This is a genomic window from Sphingomonas sp. LT1P40 (assembly GCF_036663835.1).
Taxonomy (GTDB): domain Bacteria; phylum Pseudomonadota; class Alphaproteobacteria; order Sphingomonadales; family Sphingomonadaceae; genus Sphingomonas.
In genome coordinates, this window is record NZ_JAXOJT010000001.1 from 1,340,090 (window position 1) to 1,354,912 (window position 14,823).

The 14,823-nt window shown below is 65.3% G+C and carries 15 protein-coding genes and 1 tRNA gene; 5 read left to right on the plus strand and 11 right to left on the minus strand.

The window, feature by feature from the left end:
* Positions 1-14: 14 nt before the first annotated feature.
* The 4 genes from U1702_RS06495 to U1702_RS06510 all read right to left on the minus strand — a co-directional run bounded on the left by U1702_RS06495 (position 15) and on the right by U1702_RS06510 (position 5,498).
* Entirely contained in the window at positions 15-2,747 is a 2,733-nt protein-coding gene (locus U1702_RS06495; RefSeq protein WP_332723104.1) for a valine--tRNA ligase, read from the minus strand.
* A 36-nt stretch (positions 2,748-2,783) separates the two neighbouring features.
* A complete protein-coding gene (locus tag U1702_RS06500; protein ID WP_332723106.1) occupies positions 2,784-3,245 on the minus strand; it encodes a DUF2497 domain-containing protein in 462 nt (153 codons plus the stop codon).
* Between the two features lie 67 nt (positions 3,246-3,312).
* Positions 3,313-4,824 (minus strand): TolC family outer membrane protein, encoded by a 1,512-nt coding sequence (locus tag U1702_RS06505; protein ID WP_332724611.1) that lies wholly within the window; start codon positions 4,822-4,824, stop codon positions 3,313-3,315.
* Positions 4,825-4,835: 11 nt separating this feature from the next.
* Positions 4,836-5,498, minus strand: a complete 663-nt coding sequence (locus U1702_RS06510) for a protein-L-isoaspartate O-methyltransferase family protein (protein WP_332723108.1) — start codon at positions 5,496-5,498, stop codon at positions 4,836-4,838.
* 162 nt (positions 5,499-5,660) lie between these two features.
* Here U1702_RS06510 and U1702_RS06515 point away from each other — a divergent pair.
* Positions 5,661-5,734, plus strand: a tRNA-Cys gene (locus U1702_RS06515).
* Positions 5,735-5,831: 97 nt separating this feature from the next.
* Positions 5,832-6,533, plus strand: a complete 702-nt coding sequence (locus U1702_RS06520) for an META domain-containing protein (protein ID WP_332723110.1) — start codon at positions 5,832-5,834, stop codon at positions 6,531-6,533.
* Positions 6,534-6,549: 16 nt separating this feature from the next.
* On the opposite strand, the gene U1702_RS06525 is transcribed toward U1702_RS06520, so the two are convergent.
* Positions 6,550-7,197, minus strand: a complete 648-nt coding sequence (locus U1702_RS06525; RefSeq protein ID WP_332723112.1) for an AAA family ATPase — start codon at positions 7,195-7,197, stop codon at positions 6,550-6,552.
* Between the two features lie 106 nt (positions 7,198-7,303).
* Positions 7,304-8,698 (minus strand): DNA recombination protein RmuC, encoded by a 1,395-nt coding sequence (locus U1702_RS06530; RefSeq protein WP_332723114.1) that lies wholly within the window; start codon positions 8,696-8,698, stop codon positions 7,304-7,306.
* Positions 8,699-8,825: 127 nt separating this feature from the next.
* On the opposite strand from U1702_RS06530, the gene U1702_RS06535 reads away from it, so the two are divergent.
* A complete protein-coding gene (locus U1702_RS06535) occupies positions 8,826-9,263 on the plus strand; it encodes a hypothetical protein (RefSeq protein WP_332723116.1) in 438 nt (145 codons plus the stop codon).
* Between the two features lie 4 nt (positions 9,264-9,267).
* On the opposite strand, the gene def is transcribed toward U1702_RS06535, so the two are convergent.
* Both def and recR read right to left on the minus strand, forming a co-directional pair.
* Positions 9,268-9,795, minus strand: a complete 528-nt coding sequence (gene def, locus U1702_RS06540; RefSeq protein ID WP_332723118.1) for a peptide deformylase — start codon at positions 9,793-9,795, stop codon at positions 9,268-9,270.
* A gap of 31 nt (positions 9,796-9,826) precedes the next feature.
* Positions 9,827-10,423: a recombination mediator RecR gene (recR, locus tag U1702_RS06545; protein ID WP_332723120.1), complete on the minus strand. Its 597-nt coding sequence runs from the start codon at positions 10,421-10,423 to the stop codon at positions 9,827-9,829.
* Positions 10,424-10,476: 53 nt separating this feature from the next.
* On the opposite strand from recR, the gene fmt reads away from it, so the two are divergent.
* Entirely contained in the window at positions 10,477-11,391 is a 915-nt protein-coding gene (fmt, locus tag U1702_RS06550) for a methionyl-tRNA formyltransferase (RefSeq protein WP_332723122.1), read from the plus strand.
* Positions 11,388-12,134: a tRNA pseudouridine(38-40) synthase TruA gene (gene truA, locus U1702_RS06555; protein ID WP_332723123.1), complete on the plus strand. Its 747-nt coding sequence runs from the start codon at positions 11,388-11,390 to the stop codon at positions 12,132-12,134. Before fmt ends, truA begins: the two co-directional genes overlap by 4 nt.
* Here the strand turns inward: truA and U1702_RS06560 are convergent.
* Genes U1702_RS06560 through U1702_RS06570 form a run of 3 tightly spaced genes read right to left on the minus strand, consistent with a single transcriptional unit; the run spans position 12,124 to position 14,821 of the window.
* Complete coding sequence (locus U1702_RS06560) at positions 12,124-13,320, minus strand: class I SAM-dependent RNA methyltransferase (RefSeq protein WP_332723125.1); 1,197 nt, start codon at positions 13,318-13,320, stop codon at positions 12,124-12,126. The two genes, truA and U1702_RS06560, sit on opposite strands and share 11 nt — an antisense overlap.
* Entirely contained in the window at positions 13,317-14,111 is a 795-nt protein-coding gene (locus U1702_RS06565) for an NAD(P)H-hydrate dehydratase (protein ID WP_332723127.1), read from the minus strand. Before U1702_RS06565 ends, U1702_RS06560 begins: the two co-directional genes overlap by 4 nt.
* On the minus strand, positions 14,111-14,821 hold the full coding sequence (locus U1702_RS06570; protein ID WP_332723129.1) for an N-acetylmuramoyl-L-alanine amidase: 711 nt from the start codon (positions 14,819-14,821) through the stop codon (positions 14,111-14,113). Before U1702_RS06570 ends, U1702_RS06565 begins: the two co-directional genes overlap by 1 nt.
* Positions 14,822-14,823: the final 2 nt, after the last annotated feature.

Genomic DNA, 14,823 nt, shown 5'->3' on the forward strand with positions numbered 1-14,823 from the left:
GCGGCGGTATCGGTCTAGCCTAACCGCCCGAGTGCAGCCTGCAACCGCGCTGCCTCCGCCGATTTCTCGGCATGGTCGGCGCGGGCTTTTTCCACCGCTTCGGGCTTGGCCTTTTCGGCAAAGGCCGGGTTGGACAGGCGGCTGTTGAGGCTGTCCCGTTCTTTCTCCGCTGCCGCGATTGCTTTGGTCAGGCGCGTGCGTTCGGCGTCGAGGTCGATGACGCCTTCGAGGGGGAGCTTATAGCTGACGCCATCCACGACAATCGTAATTGCCGGACCTTCTGCCCCTGTGCCACCATCTGGCGTCAACATGCCGACATGGCGGCTGAAATGCGTGCGATCCAGACGCGCGAGACGGTGCAATACGTCCGCATTTCGATCCATTCGATCGCGGAGTGACGCATCGTCGCTGTAAACATGAAGCTGCATTTTTATGGAAGGCGCAATCCCGAGTTCGGCACGCGCCGCTCGAATCTCGCTCACCAGCCGGATCAGCCAATCGATCTCCTTCACCGCCTCCGGATCCAACGCCCGCGCATCCGCCATTGGCCATTTCGCGGTGATCAGCGGGTAGTCCGCACGATCGCCCAGCCCGGTCCACAGTTCCTCGGTGATGAACGGCATGAACGGGTGCAGCAGCACTAGAATCTGGTCCAGCACCCAGCCCGCGACCCGCCGCGTTTCATCCGCCGCCGCACCGGTCGCTGGCACGCCGCCCTCGCCCTGAATGACCGGCTTGATCAACTCCAGATACCAGTCGCAGAACCGGCTCCAGGTGAACTGATAAATCGTGTTCGCCGCGCCATCGAAGCGCAAATCGGCCAGCGCCAGATCGACCGCCTGCACCGCCGCGACCGTCTCCGCGATGATCCATTTGTTGACCGCCAGCGTCGCCACTGGCGGCTCGATATGCTCGCTTGCGGTAATCCCGTTCGACTGGGCAAAGCGCGCCGCGTTCCACAGCTTCGTCGCGAAGTTGCGATAGCCCTCGACCCGCTTCTCATCCATCTTGATGTCGCGGCCCTGACTCTCCATCGCCGCCATGAAGAAACGCAGCGCATCCGCGCCGTACTTGTCGATCAGCCCCAGCGGATCGACCGTATTGCCCTTCGACTTCGACATCTTCGCACCATCGGCGGCGCGGACCAGGCCGTGCAGATACAGCGTCTTGAACGGCACCTGCTTCATGAAGTGCAGTCCCTGCATCATCATCCGCGCATCCCAGAAAAACAGGATGTCGAAGCCGGAAATCAGGACGTCGTTTGGATAGCGACCACCTAGGCTGGCGTCGGTGTTTTCCGGCCAGCCCAGCGTCGCGAAAGGCCAGAGCGCGGAGGAGAACCAAGTATCGAGGACGTCTGAATCCTGCGTCAGCGCAACGCCTTCGCCTGCCTGCGCCTGCGCTTCCGCCTCGGATTCAGCAACATAGATGCTGCCATCCTCAGCGAACCAAGCCGGAATCCGGTGCCCCCACCACAATTGCCGCGACACGCACCATGGCTGGATATTCTCCATCCAGTTGAAATACGTCTTTTCCCAGCTCTTCGGTACAACCTTGGTCGCGCCCGACCGCACCGCCTCGATCGCCGGTTTCGCCAGCGTCGCGGCATCGACATACCATTGATCGGTCAGCCACGGCTCGATCACCACGCCCGACCGGTCGCCATAGGGCGTCTGGATCGTGCGCGGCTCGGCGTCATGCTCCACGCCGTCCTTGTCGACATGCGGGATCAGGAAGCCATCGGCCTTCAGCCATTCGACCACCGCCTTGCGCGCATCGGCGGTCGATAGTCCCAGCAGCTCCGCCGGGATCAACCCATCGGCGGTTTGCACGATGGTCGCCTTGGCATCCAGCATGTTGAGCATGTCGCGCGCCTCGATCCCCGCGCGCCGCCCGACCTCGAAATCGTTGAAGTCATGCCCCGGCGTGATCTTCACCGCGCCCGAGCCCAGTTCCGGATCGGCATGCTCGTCGGTGACGATCGGGATCAGCCGCCCGGTGATCGGCAGACGCACCTGCTTGCCGACCAGCGCCGCATAACGCTCGTCGGTCGGATGCACCGCGACCGCCATATCGGCCAGCATCGTCTCCGGCCGCGTCGTCGCCACCCGGATGAACCCGCTCCCATCTGCCAGCGGATATTGCAGATGCCAGAAGCTGCCCTTGATCTCGCGCGTCTCGACCTCAAGGTCCGAAATCGCCGTACCCAGACCCGGGTCCCAGTTCACCAGCCGTTTGTCGCGATACAGCAACCCCTGCTTGTGCAGCTCGACGAACACTTTCAGGACAGCCTTGGAAAAGCCCTCATCCATCGTGAAGCGCTCGTCCGCCCAGTCCATCGAACAGCCCAGCCGCCGCAGCTGGCCGGTGATCGCGCCGCCGCTCTCGGCCTTCCACTCCCACACCTTCGCCACGAATTCCTCGCGGGTGAAGTCGGTGCGCTTCTGCTGGCGCTCGTTCAGCTGCCGCTCGACCACCATCTGCGTCGCGATCCCGGCATGATCCATGCCGACGACCCAGCGCGCATCCTTGCCCTGCAACCGGGCATGCCGGACCAATATGTCCTGCAACGTGTTGTCGAGCGCATGGCCAATATGCAGCGAACCGGTGACGTTCGGCGGCGGATTGACGATCGTCCACGGCTCCGCACCGGGGCGATCAGGGCGGAACAGCCCATTCGCCTCCCAATGCGCATACCAGCGCGATTCGATTTCAGCCGGGTCGAAGGTCTTTGGAAGCTCGCTCATGCCCTGCCCTTAACGGGCAAGACGGGCAAAACAAGATCACCCGTTACGCCCGGTGATCCGCGTGATCTCGCGCTGCACCATATCCTCCACCATCCGCGGCAGATTGGCGTCGAGCCAGTCGCGCAGCATCGGGCGAAGCATTTCGCGCACCATGCCCTCCAGCGTGTCGCTGCCCGCGACCTCCGGCTTCACGATCATGCGCGACAGCTGCTCCAGCGGCCCGCGCGAAGCCTCAGCCGTGGTGGCGGACAGGATCGATTCGACCGGGCCGCGCGGCACGGCAACCGGATGCGGATCGGCAGCGACCGGCTGGGCGGGTTCGGACGGAGCGGGTTCGCTCAATTCGAGAATCTCGTCATCCTCGACCGCCACGGGCGCTGGCGCTCGCGCAGGACGACGCGCACGGCTCCCCACCCCGCCCTCGCCTTCTTCGGCGATGATCCGTTTGATGGACGACAAAATGTCCTCCATCGACGGTTCGTTACTGACGTCCCCCATGTCGTCATTCCCCGTTAGGGATAAAAGATGCGCCACCTGTCGGATTAACCGGGTGTCTGTCAACCGTTCAGCGTGGTGTTCGCGGATCGACTGGACCCGAAACGACCCCGGAGACTGCTGGCGTCTGCGCGGGCGAATCGACCGTGCGCGTCGCTTCCGCCTCCGGCGTCGGCCCGTCGCGCCAGTCGGACACGCTGCGGCGAACGCGGTTGTAATTGGTGAGCGGATCGTAGAGCGGCCCGCCGTCCAGCCCCAGATCGCCGGCCTCCGCCCGGCCCATTGCCGCCAGCACCGCGAAGCCGGCCACATAAGCGTCACGCTCGGCGGTCACGAGTTGCACCTGCGAGTTCAGCAACTCCTGTTCGGCGTTCAATATGTCGAGGATCGTGCGCGTGCCGACACTGTTCTCCGCGCGCACACCCTCCAGGCTCAAGCGATTCGCGCTGACCGCCAGCGCGCTGCTCTCAATCACGCGCTGTGCCGATTGCCAGAACGCATAGGCCGACCGCGTCTGCGCGATCACGCCGCGTTCGGTCGATGTCACTTGCTCGATCGCCGCCGATTGCCGCGCCTGTGCCTGACGAACCTGCGCCGCCGGACGGCCGCCCTGAAACAGTGGCAGAGTCAGGTTGACGCCTGCCGTGCTGGCGAACCCGTCATTGCGTAGCCCGGCCAGCTGGCCGGGACCGCTGATCGATCCGAAGCGATTATAATAATCGCCGCCCACACCGACGCTGACCTGTGGCAGGCGGCTGGCGCGTGCGACATTGACGTCGAACACCGTGGCATCGCGCGCCTTTTGCGCCGCGTCCAGCGACGGATTCTCCGCCAGTGCCACCTCGACCGCCTGGGTCGGGCTGGCCGGAAGGTTCGGCAATGCCGGTGGCGGTGCCAGCGTCCCCGGCGGCGTGCCGACGACACGGATATAATTCTCACGGCTGCCGATCAGCGACGCCTCGGCCCCCCGCAACTGGCTCTGCGACAGCGCCAGCCGCGCTTCCGACTGCGCCACGTCGGTGCGGGTCAGGTCGCCGACCTCGAACCGGTCGCGCGTCGCCTGAAGGTTGACCTCCAGCACGCGGACATTCTGCTGGTTCAGACCGACGATTGCCTCATCGCGGATCACGTCGAGATAGGCGGCGACGACATCGGTGAACAATTGCGTCTCGGCACTGCGCAGACCCGCACGGCCCGCCTCAACCCGCGTTTCCGCCGCGCGGACCGAATTGCGCACCGATCCGCCGCTGAACACGGGTACGCTCAGATTGACGCCCGCGCTGCCCTGCCGCACCGGCCCGACCCCACCATCGCTGTCATAAAGATTTTCGGAATAGGCACCCGTCGAGTTCACTCCCGGCAGCCCCGCCGACCGCGCGATCGGCACATTCTCATCGGTCGCGCGCAAATTGGCGCGTTCGGCGAACAGATCGGGGTTGGTGCCATAGGCTTTGACCATCGCCTCGCGCAGCGTCTCGGTCGGCGCGGGTGCGGGTGCAACTACCGGCGGCGCAGTTTGCGCCAGGGCGGGCAGCGTCAGTCCGGCGGCACTAACCCCGGCAAGGAAATGGCTAAGTCGCATACTCATCTTTCTCAGAACTTGAAGCCTTGGGGCGTGTCGAACCCCGGCAGCACCGCACATTCGATATCGATAAAGGCGTTGAGCCCAAATCCGCTCTCGGTCCGCACGCCCGACGCCAGCCGCGTCACGCCGCGATCGACCAGCCCGGTGACGATGCGCCCGCCCGGCTTCACCTGTTCGGCCAGCGCCGCGGGCAAATGCCCCACCGCGCCGTCGATCAGCAAAACATCATAGGGTGCACCAGCAAGCGCGCCATCGGCCAGCGGCCCTTCGACCACATCCGCGACATCGCCCAGCGCATCACGCGCCGACGCCGCCAGCCCGGCATCCGCCTCGACCGCCACCACCTTCGCCGCCAGCCGCGCCGCAACTGCTGCGGCATAGCCACCAGCCACACCAATCACCAATACGCTGTCCCCCGGCTTGATCGCCGCCTCGGTCAGCAACAGCCCGGTCGCCAGCGGCGGATTCTGCGACCGCCCGTTACCCAGCGGCAGTGGCCGATCCCGATACGCAAGCGCACGCTGCGATTCGGGCAGGAAATCCTCCCGCGCCACCTCGGCCATCGCCGCAACCACGCGCGCGTCGCTGACGCCGCTGGTGCGTAGCTGGCTCACCACCATTGCATGGCGGGCTGCATCAAATCCGGTAGCTTCGACAGTTGCGGTCATCATCACTCCGCTTTCGCATAACTGTTTTAGTCGTGCAATACACTAGTTGGACTGTCGCGCTTCTATCCTGTGCTGCGCCGCACGCCAAGCGAGTGCGGGTGCTATTTTCTCAAACGCGGTTGACATGGATAGCCGCCCGCCGCATCTGCGCCCCTCGCTCCATAAGGCCCGATGGCGGAGTGGTTACGTAGAGGACTGCAAATCCTCGCACGCCGGTTCGATTCCGGCTCGGGCCTCCATCTTCTTTTGCTTGCACACGGCCCGGTTCGGGCCGATCGTTTCGCAAGCGTCCGTTCATCCGGACGGCGGCATATGCCGATGCAAAGGAGATTTTCGATGCGACTCGTTCCCCTGCTGATCGCCGCCACCGCGCCGCTGGCGCTTGCCGCACCTGCTGAGGCACAGCGCCCCGCCCCCTATCGCGCGCTCGGCAACGAACCCGGCTGGACGCTGACGATCGACAGCCGCCAGATGCGCTATGACGGCGATTACGGGAATACCAGGGTCAACGCACCGACCCCACGGGTGCAGCCGATCCGCAACGGACGGCGCTATGTGACACGCGGGCTGACCGTCGAAATCACGAACCGCGAATGCAGCGACGGGATGAGCGACCGCCGCTATGCCGATACCGTCCGGGTCATCGCACGCGGCCGCACCGTCAATGGCTGTGGCGGCGAAGTGTGGGAATTGCCCGAACTGACCGGTCAGCGCTGGCGCATTCAACAGATTGGCAGCGTCTATAACGAACCGCGTCTGGGTAAGGGCGCAGTGCGGTTCGACACCGACCGGCTGAGCGCGACACCCGGTTGCAACAGCTTCAGCGGCGCGTACCGCATTCAGCGCGGACGCCTGATCGCCGGGCCGCTGGCCGGAACGCGCAAAATGTGCCTCCCCAATCTGATGCGCCGCGACGCCGAATTCGGGGCGATCATGCGCCAACCGTTGAAGGTCACGTCGCCGCGTCCGGATGTGCTGCTGCTGACGGCACCCGACGGCAAGCAGATCATGCTGCGCCGCCAGCGCGGGGTGCGCTGATCGGCCTGCGCGCAATTCACGCTTCGAGCATGTCGGTGACGACGCCATGCGGGTCGAGCGCGAACTGGCGATAGATGCGGAAATGCGGGGTGTCTTCGAGTTCGACCGGTTCGATGCCGTATTTGCTCATGCCGAGCAGCCGTGCGCCGGGACATGCCATCAGGATCGGTGAATGCGTGACGACGATCGCCTGCGACTGACCTCCATCCTGCATCATTCGCAGCAGCTTCAGAAACTCGAACTGACGCACCGGCGACAGCGCCGATTCGGGTTCGTCGAAGAAGAAGATTCCGGGTCGGGCGCAGCGTTCCTCGAAGAAACGGATGAACCCCTCGCCATGAGAGTGCGAAAGGAAATCGGCGGAGGGTGACCCGGCTTCGTCGAGATAGCGCGCAACCGAAAAGAAGCTCTCGGCACGGAAAAACCAACCCTGTCCGATCTTGGGCAGCCAGCTTGCCTTGAGGCCCGACGCCAGCGTGCCGCCCCCGCGCTCCAGCGCGCGCGAATTGTCGACCGCGCGATAGCCGGGACCGCCGCCCGATTCATCGAATCCGGCCAGCACTGCCAACCCTTCCAGCAATGTCGATTTGCCGACGCCATTCTCACCGGCGATGATTGTGATCGGACGATCGAAGTCCAGCTCGAACTCACCCGAGCGAAACATCGGCAGGCACCAGGGATAGGCAGCGCGATCCGTTCCCCCCGCCAGCTCGAGCCACACACGCTTTAGATAAGGTGGCGACAGGCTGGTGTGGCGATATTTCGGCACTTTATTCGGCTGCTTCCGCCGGAGACTCCTTGTCAGTCGTCTCAGTGTGGATCGCCAGCAATTCGACCGGCGGGATCGATTCGATCTCGCGCGCACCGGTGTCGATGTTCAGATCCTTCAGCTTGCGCGCGGACACCAGCGCTCGGCTCTCCAGACTGGAGGCAAAGGCATTGAAATTCTTCACTGCAGTGTTCAGCCCGCTGCCCACCACCCGCAAATCGCTCAGCGCCTTGGCCAGTCGGTCGTACAATTCCTTGCCCAGCGCGCCGATCTGCCGCGCCTCGGTCGCCAGCATTTCCTGCCGCCATACCGCCGCCACCGTCCGCGCGATGGCGATCAAATTGGTCGGCGTGGCCAGCAGCACGCGCTTCTCGAACGCGAAGTCCCACAGTGCGTGGTCATGCTCCAGCGCCGCCGACAGGAAATGCTCGCCCGGCACGAACATGATGACGTAATCCGGCGCGTCGTCGAACTGGTTCCAATAGGCCTTGTTGCCCAATGCGTTGACATGCGCCTTCATTGCCGCAGCATGCCGGGCCAGCCCGAGATGCCGCTCGCCCTCATCCACCGCGCCGAACGCATCCTGATAGGCATTCAGCGACACCTTGGCATCGATCACCAGCGCCTTGCCACCCGGCACCCGCACGATCGCGTCGGGGCGCAGGCGGCCGCCATCCTCCCCGGCCACATTCACTTCCAGGTTGAAATCGGTGTGTTCGGACAGACCACACGTCTCCAGAACGTTCTTCAACTGCTGCTCGCCCCAGCGCCCGCGCGACTTGGGTGCGTTGCGCAGCGAATTGACCAGCTTGGCCGCCTCACTGCTGACCCGTTCCTGCCCGATCCGCATCTGCTCGATCTGGCCCTTCAACTCGCCAAAGGCATCGCGCCGTTCGGCCTCGACCTTGGCGACGCCCTCTTCGTACCGCAGCAGCCGCTCGCTCACCGGCTGGAGCAATGCCTTCAGATTCTGCCCCGCCGTCGTCTCCGACTGCTTGAAGCGATCCTCGGCACGCTTCAGAAAGGCTTCCTGCGTCTCGGCGAGCATCTGGCTGGCGGTTTCGCGGAACTGCCCGGCCATCGCGTCCTTGGCACCCTTGAACTCGGCGAGGCGTTCCTCGAACCCCTCCGCCTTGGCGCGCAATTCGGTGAGTTGCAGCCGCGCGACGTCGCGGTCGTCGCGGATCGAATCGATCTGCTCGCGCAGTTCCGGAATCTCGCGCGCACGCTCCTCAGCGGCTGCCAGATCGATGATCGCCGCCTTGAAATCGCCCTCGCGCTTGTCGCGCTCGGCGCGAATTTCGGCGACACCACGCGTGCCGAAAAACCAGCCTGCAAAGGCACCCGCGAGCAGCGCGATCAACGCCACGATGACGATTTCCAGTCCCACATCCATCCTTGAAATGTCGTGATCGAAGACTGGAACATAGTTTGAACACCGGGTTCAGAACAGCCTCAATCTTGCCGATGCGGCGAGCTGCGTTATGCTGGCAAATCGGCGGTGATCGCGGAGGAATTACCTGATGACCGGCGCGACGCTTAATCCATGGCTGATGGCAGCAGGGGTTGCGAACACGATCGCGGCGTTGCTGCACGCCGGATGCATCGTGGGCGGCGCGAACTGGTACCGTTTCTTCGGCGCGGGCGAGCGTATGGCACGCATGGTCGAGCGCGGGCTGATCTTGCCGCATATCTACACCGCGATCATCGTGCTCATACTGACCGGCTGGGCCGCGTTCGCCTTTTCGGGCGCAGGGCTGATCGGCCGCCTTCCGCTGCTTCGCGTCGGGCTGGCGGCGATATCGACGATCTATCTGGCGCGCGCGATCCTCGGCCCGTTTCTGCTCGTCTCGCCGGATCGCAGCGCGACCTTCCTGTGGATCAGTTCGGCGATCGTGCTGGTCATCGGACTGCTGCATGCGATCGGCACGGCGCAGATATGGAACAGCGCCGGACGCTGACCGCTCAAGCCGCCAGACGGCGCGCCTTTTCCAGCTTCTTCATAATCATCTGGCGCTTGAGGCGGGAAAGATGGTCAAGGAACACGATGCCTTCCAGATGATCCATCTCATGCTGCACGCAGGTGGCGAGCAGCCCTGTGAACACCTCGTCATGCGCCTTGCCATTCTCGTCCAGCCATTTGACGCGGCAGGTAGCCGGGCGATCGACATCGGCGAACTGGTCGGGGACCGACAGACAGCCTTCCTGATAAGTGTTCATGTCCCCGGCGGGATCGAGGATTTCGGGGTTGATAAAGACGAGCGGCTTTTTGACCGGCTTGCCCTCCTCGTCCTCTTCCTCCTGCAAATCCATCACCACAACCCGCTTCGGCACGCCGACCTGGATCGCGGCCAGCCCGATGCCGGGGGCGTCGTACATCGTCTCGAACATATCGGCGATCAGCGCGCGCAGTTCGTCATCGACCGTGTCGACGGGGGTGGACACGAGCTTCAGTCGCGGATCGGGAACTTCTAGGATCGGGAGAATGGCCATGGGTCCAATTTAGCCCCACTGGCCGCCAGCTTCAAGCCACCGGACGCCGCGCCCGCAACGCCTGCGCCAATGTACCCTCGTCCAGATAGTCGAGCTCGCCCCCGACCGGCAGGCCATGCGCCAGCTGAGTCAGCCGCACCGGATGCCCCTCCAGCCGCTCGGCAATGTAGTGAGCGGTCGTCTGCCCCTCCAGCGTGGCATTCATCGCCAGCACCACCTCGTCGATCCCCCCGCCAGCCACCCGCGTGACCAGACTGTCGATCGCCAGATCCTCCGGCCGCACCCCGTCCAGCGCCGACAGCTTGCCGCCCAGCACATGAAACCGCCCCGGAAACAGCCGCGATCGATCGAGTGCCCACAAATCCGCCACTTCCTCCACGACGCACAGCGAACGCGGGTCGCGACGCGGATCGGCGCAGATGCTGCACGGATCGGTCGTGTCGACATTGCCGCAGGTCGAACAGGTCGCCAGCCGCTGGCTCACCGCCGTCAGCGCCGCGAGCAGCGGATCGAGCGCCGTCTCGCGCTTTTTCAACAAATGCAGCACCGCCCGCCGTGCCGAACGCGGGCCAAGCCCGGGCAGGCGCGATAGCGATTGCGTGAGGGTTTCGATCTCGGGCGATGCCATAACCCCGACATAGGGGCTTGCATGTCCCCCTGCCAAGCGGTGAAGGGGGTGCCATGCGGATCATCTTCATGGGAACGCCGGACTTCGCGGTGCCGACGCTGAATGCACTCGTCGCGGCGGGGCATGACGTGGTGGCCGCCTATAGCCAGCCCCCGCGCCGCGCCGGACGCGGCAAGTCGCTGACCCCCTCCCCCGTCCACGCCCAAGCGGAAGCACTGGGGATCGAGGTGCGCACGCCCGTCTCGTTCAAGAAGGACCCCGACGCCGTAGCGGCATTCGCCGCGTTGAAGCCCGATGTGGCCGTGGTCGCCGCTTACGGCTTGATCCTGCCGGTATCCGTTCTCGAAGCCCCCCGCCTCGGCTGCATGAACGTCCACGCCTCGCTCCTCCCCCGCTGGCGCGGTGCCGCGCCGATCCACCGCGCGATCCTCGCCGGGGATTTCGAGACCGGCGTCGGGATCATGCAGATGGAGGCAGGCCTCGATACCGGCCCGGTCCGGCTGGAAGGCCGCACCCGGCTCGACAGCAAGACTGCGGGCGAATTGACCCTCGAACTGGCCGAAATGGGCGCACGCCTGATGGTGCAGGTGCTGGCCAATCCCGACGCCTTCCCACCGGTGCCGCAGCCGGATGACGGCGTCACTTACGCCGCAAAGATCGACAAGGCCGAATCGCGGCTCGATTTCACCCGGCCGTTCGACGCTGTCTGGCGACAGATACAGGCGTTCAACCCGCCCGGCGCATTTTTCGAGCATGAAGGCGAGAGGTTGCGTATCCTGAAGGCCAATATGCGCGTCGGCGGGGTCCGCCCCGGCGACACCCCCGGCATCGTCGTCGATCCAAAACTGACGATTGCATGTGGCGAAGGCGCGATCGAACCCGTGCTGGTGCAGCGCGCCGGTCGCGGCGCGATGACGACCGAGGAGCTGCTACGCGGCTTCCCGATCCCGCCGGGCACCCAGCTTTGACCCGTTTCGCGCTCACCATCGAATATGACGGCCGCCCGTTCATGGGCTGGCAGTATCAGGATCACGGTCCCAGCGTGCAGGCGGCGATCGAGGATGCGCTGCACGGGATCACCGGCGAAAACGCGCTGGTCCACGCCGCCGGTCGCACCGATGCCGGCGTCCACGCGCTGGCGATGCGGGCCCATACCGAGATCGACAAGGACCTCACCCCATTCCGCCTGATGGAAGCGCTCAACGCGCATCTGCGTCGCGTCCCGGTAGCGATCTTGGCGTGCGAAATCGTCCCCGACGACTGGCACGCCCGCTTCTCCTGCATCGCCCGCCACTATGTCTATCGCATCGCCAACCGCCGCGCGCCGCTGACGTTTGACGAAGGCCTGAAATGGCGCGTCCCCGCCGATCTAGACGCTGATGCGATGCACAAAGCCGCGCAGCAGCTGGTCGGCCTCCACGATTTCACCACTTTCCGCTCGGTCCATTGCCAGTCGGCCAGCCCGGTCAAGACGCTCGACCGGCTCGACGTGGTGCGCGAAGGCGACGAAATCACGATCCACGCCTCGGCGCGCTCGTTCCTTCACCATCAGGTGCGCTCGATGGTCGGGTGCCTCGCCATGGTCGGGCGCGGGCAATGGCGAGCCGACGATCTAGCGGCGGCGCTGGCGGCGAAGGACCGCTCCAAACTCGGCCTGAACGCCCCGCCCGACGGGCTTTATTTCGTGCGAGCAGATTACCCTACCGGCTGAACTTCGCCGCCAGCTCGGCATGCGTCGACCACCGGAATTGCCCCACCGGCAACACCCAATCCAGCCGATACCCGCCATCGCACAGCGTCTTCGCATCCCGCGCGAACGTACTGGGATTGCACGAAACATACGCGATCACCGGCACCTTCGACGCCGCCAAATGTTCGACCTGCTCCTTCGCCCCCGCACGCGGCGGATCGAGGATCACGGCGTCGAACAGGTCGAGTTCCTTCGGAATCAGCGGGCGGCGATACAGGTCGCGGTGCTCCGCGAACACCTGCCGCCGCGCCAGCGCCGCCGCGCTCTTCAACGACAGGATCGTGTCGCGCGCGGCCTCGCCGGCATAGACCTTCACCGCCGGGTCCATCGCCAGCGCGAACGTGCCAAGCCCGGCGAACAGATCAGCGATCGTCTTCGCCCCGCCCACCACCTCGCGCACCGCCGCGACCAACGCCGCCTCCCCCTCCGGCGTCGCCTGCAGAAAGCTCGCCGACGGAAACCCCACCGCCACCCCGCCGAATGTCACCGTGACCGGGTCCGGCTCCCAGCGCGGCTCCGGCCCGAACCCGTCGTCGATCGACAGCCGCGCCAGACCGTGCCGCCGGGCAAACCCGGTCACCGCTTCGGCCGCAGTCAGGCTGTCAGTCTTGACCCCCTCGACCAGCACGTCCGCACCCTGATCGGTCCACGCCATGTGTACATTGGTGCGGCGACTGGCAGGCAGGTGCGCCGCCAGCAACCCGCGCAACGGCTGAAGCAGCGCGAACAGCCGCGGATCGAGCACTTCGCATTGCTGAATGTCGATCAGCTGGTGACTACCCTGCCCCGTAAACCCCAGATGCACTTGCCGCCCGCGCCGTTCGGCATGCAGCGCGGCGCGACGACGCGTGCGCGGCGGCGACAGCATCGGCGCACGGATGTCCGTCGCCAGTTCATGCGCCGCCAGCGCCCCGCTGATCCGCGCGACCAGAAAATCGGCATAGGCTTCGTCGTCAAGATGCTGAAGCTGACATCCCCCGCACTCAGGAAAATGACGGCACGGCGGCACCTGATGGCGCGGGCCGGGGATCACGCTGTCGTCCGCCGCCAGCCGGTCCCCCGGCGCAGCGAACGCGGCATGGCGGCCATCGGCGGTCACCCCGTCTCCACGCGCGGCCACGCGGACGATGGTATCCAAATCGGTCATAAACTTCGCGCCAATGCTAAAGGAAGTGCGTCCGCCAGTTCGTCGGCGAGGAAACAGCGATCGAGGAGGCGCGCAGCCTCGCCATGGAGCCACACGCCGGCGGAAGCGGCATCGATCGGAGACGATCCGCGCTGCGTCAGCATTGCGCCAATCGCCCCGGCCAGCACATCGCCGGTTCCCGCGACCGATAGCCATGAACTCGCGGGCGGCGCGACATTCGCCAAGCCATCGGGGGCGGCAACCACCGTGTCAGCGCCCTTGAACACCACCACCGCGTTGCTCCGGCGGGCGGCATCCTGCGTCCGCGCAATCTTGCTGCCTTCGCCCTCGCCGAACAGCGCGACAAACTCGCCCGCATGCGGCGTCAGCACAGTCGCTGCCTCGCGCGCCCGCAACCGCTTGAGATCAAGCAAATGCAGCGCATCCCCATCGATCACCAACGGGTGCGGACTGCCCAGCGCCACCTCCAGTTTCTCCCGCGCCCGATCGTCGCGCCCCAGCCCCGGCCCGATCACCACCGCCCCGATCCGCTCGTCCGCCAGCGCGTCCGCGCTCCAGCGCTGCCGCACGATCGCATGCGGCGGATGCGGCAGCCCGCCGGTCAACAGCAGCACATAGCCCGCCCCCGCACGATACGCCGCGAGCGCCGCCAGTTCCGACGCCCCATGCATCGGACCGGAAACCACGACGACCATCCCGCGACTATATTTGTGCGACGCGGGACCGGGCTTCACGATCCGGGGCACGCCCATCGTCCGAACGGGCATGCCCGCCGGGTCATGGTCGGGCATCAATCGTCGCCCTGGGGCTTGGGCAACAGCAGCGCGAGCAGGATCATCCGGCATTCGGCGTCGATCGTGCCATCGACCAACTCGGGCCGAAAGCGCCGCTGAAACGCGACCGTCGCCGCCAACCCGTCGGTCACGTCATAGCCGAACCGGTCCAGCGCCAGCAGGAACCCGCCATCGGTCCAGCCGGGGTCCATCAGCCCCTTGGTCGGACGCGGCAATGCCAGCCGCAGCCGCGCGAGATTGCCCCATGGGAACAGTTCGCCCGGATCCTGTTTCCGCGCAGGCGCGATATCCGAATGGCCAACAACATTGCCACGCGTGATGCCGTGGCGATCCTTGATATCGGCGGTAAGGCGAATCACCGCGTCGATCTGTTCATCGGGAAACGGGCGATAGCCGAATTCATGGCCCGGATTGACGATCTCGATCCCGACCGACGCCGAATTGATGTCGGTCACCCCGCGCCAGTGCGATTTGCCCGCATGCCAGGCGCGCTTGCTCTCATCGACCAGCCGCACGACCTGTCCGTCCTCGGCGACCAGCCAGTGGCAGGAGACCTTGAACTCGGGATCGCGCAGCCGCTCGATCGCCTCCTCGGCGGTCTTCATGCCGGTATAATGCAGCACGATCATGCTGACAGGCAGCTTGCGCTCGTCGAAATTGGGCGACGGCGCGTCGATCCAGTTAAGTTCGGCCCGGTCCTGCATCATCG

Coding starts and splice junctions, on each gene's coding strand:
- U1702_RS06495 (WP_332723104.1), bottom strand. CDS start 2,747: ATGAGCGAGCTTCCAAAGACCTTCGACCCGGCTGAAATCGAATCGCGC.
- U1702_RS06500 (WP_332723106.1), bottom strand. CDS start 3,245: ATGGGGGACGTCAGTAACGAACCGTCGATGGAGGACATTTTGTCGTCC.
- U1702_RS06505 (WP_332724611.1), bottom strand. CDS start 4,824: ATGCGACTTAGCCATTTCCTTGCCGGGGTTAGTGCCGCCGGACTGACG.
- U1702_RS06510 (WP_332723108.1), bottom strand. CDS start 5,498: ATGATGACCGCAACTGTCGAAGCTACCGGATTTGATGCAGCCCGCCAT.
- U1702_RS06520 (WP_332723110.1), top strand. CDS start 5,832: ATGCGACTCGTTCCCCTGCTGATCGCCGCCACCGCGCCGCTGGCGCTT.
- U1702_RS06525 (WP_332723112.1), bottom strand. CDS start 7,197: ATGTTTCGCTCGGGTGAGTTCGAGCTGGACTTCGATCGTCCGATCACA.
- U1702_RS06530 (WP_332723114.1), bottom strand. CDS start 8,698: ATGGATGTGGGACTGGAAATCGTCATCGTGGCGTTGATCGCGCTGCTC.
- U1702_RS06535 (WP_332723116.1), top strand. CDS start 8,826: ATGACCGGCGCGACGCTTAATCCATGGCTGATGGCAGCAGGGGTTGCG.
- def (WP_332723118.1), bottom strand. CDS start 9,795: ATGGCCATTCTCCCGATCCTAGAAGTTCCCGATCCGCGACTGAAGCTC.
- recR (WP_332723120.1), bottom strand. CDS start 10,423: ATGGCATCGCCCGAGATCGAAACCCTCACGCAATCGCTATCGCGCCTG.
- fmt (WP_332723122.1), top strand. CDS start 10,477: ATGCGGATCATCTTCATGGGAACGCCGGACTTCGCGGTGCCGACGCTG.
- U1702_RS06560 (WP_332723125.1), bottom strand. CDS start 13,320: ATGACCGATTTGGATACCATCGTCCGCGTGGCCGCGCGTGGAGACGGG.
- U1702_RS06565 (WP_332723127.1), bottom strand. CDS start 14,111: ATGCCCGACCATGACCCGGCGGGCATGCCCGTTCGGACGATGGGCGTG.
- U1702_RS06570 (WP_332723129.1), bottom strand. CDS start 14,821: ATGATGCAGGACCGGGCCGAACTTAACTGGATCGACGCGCCGTCGCCC.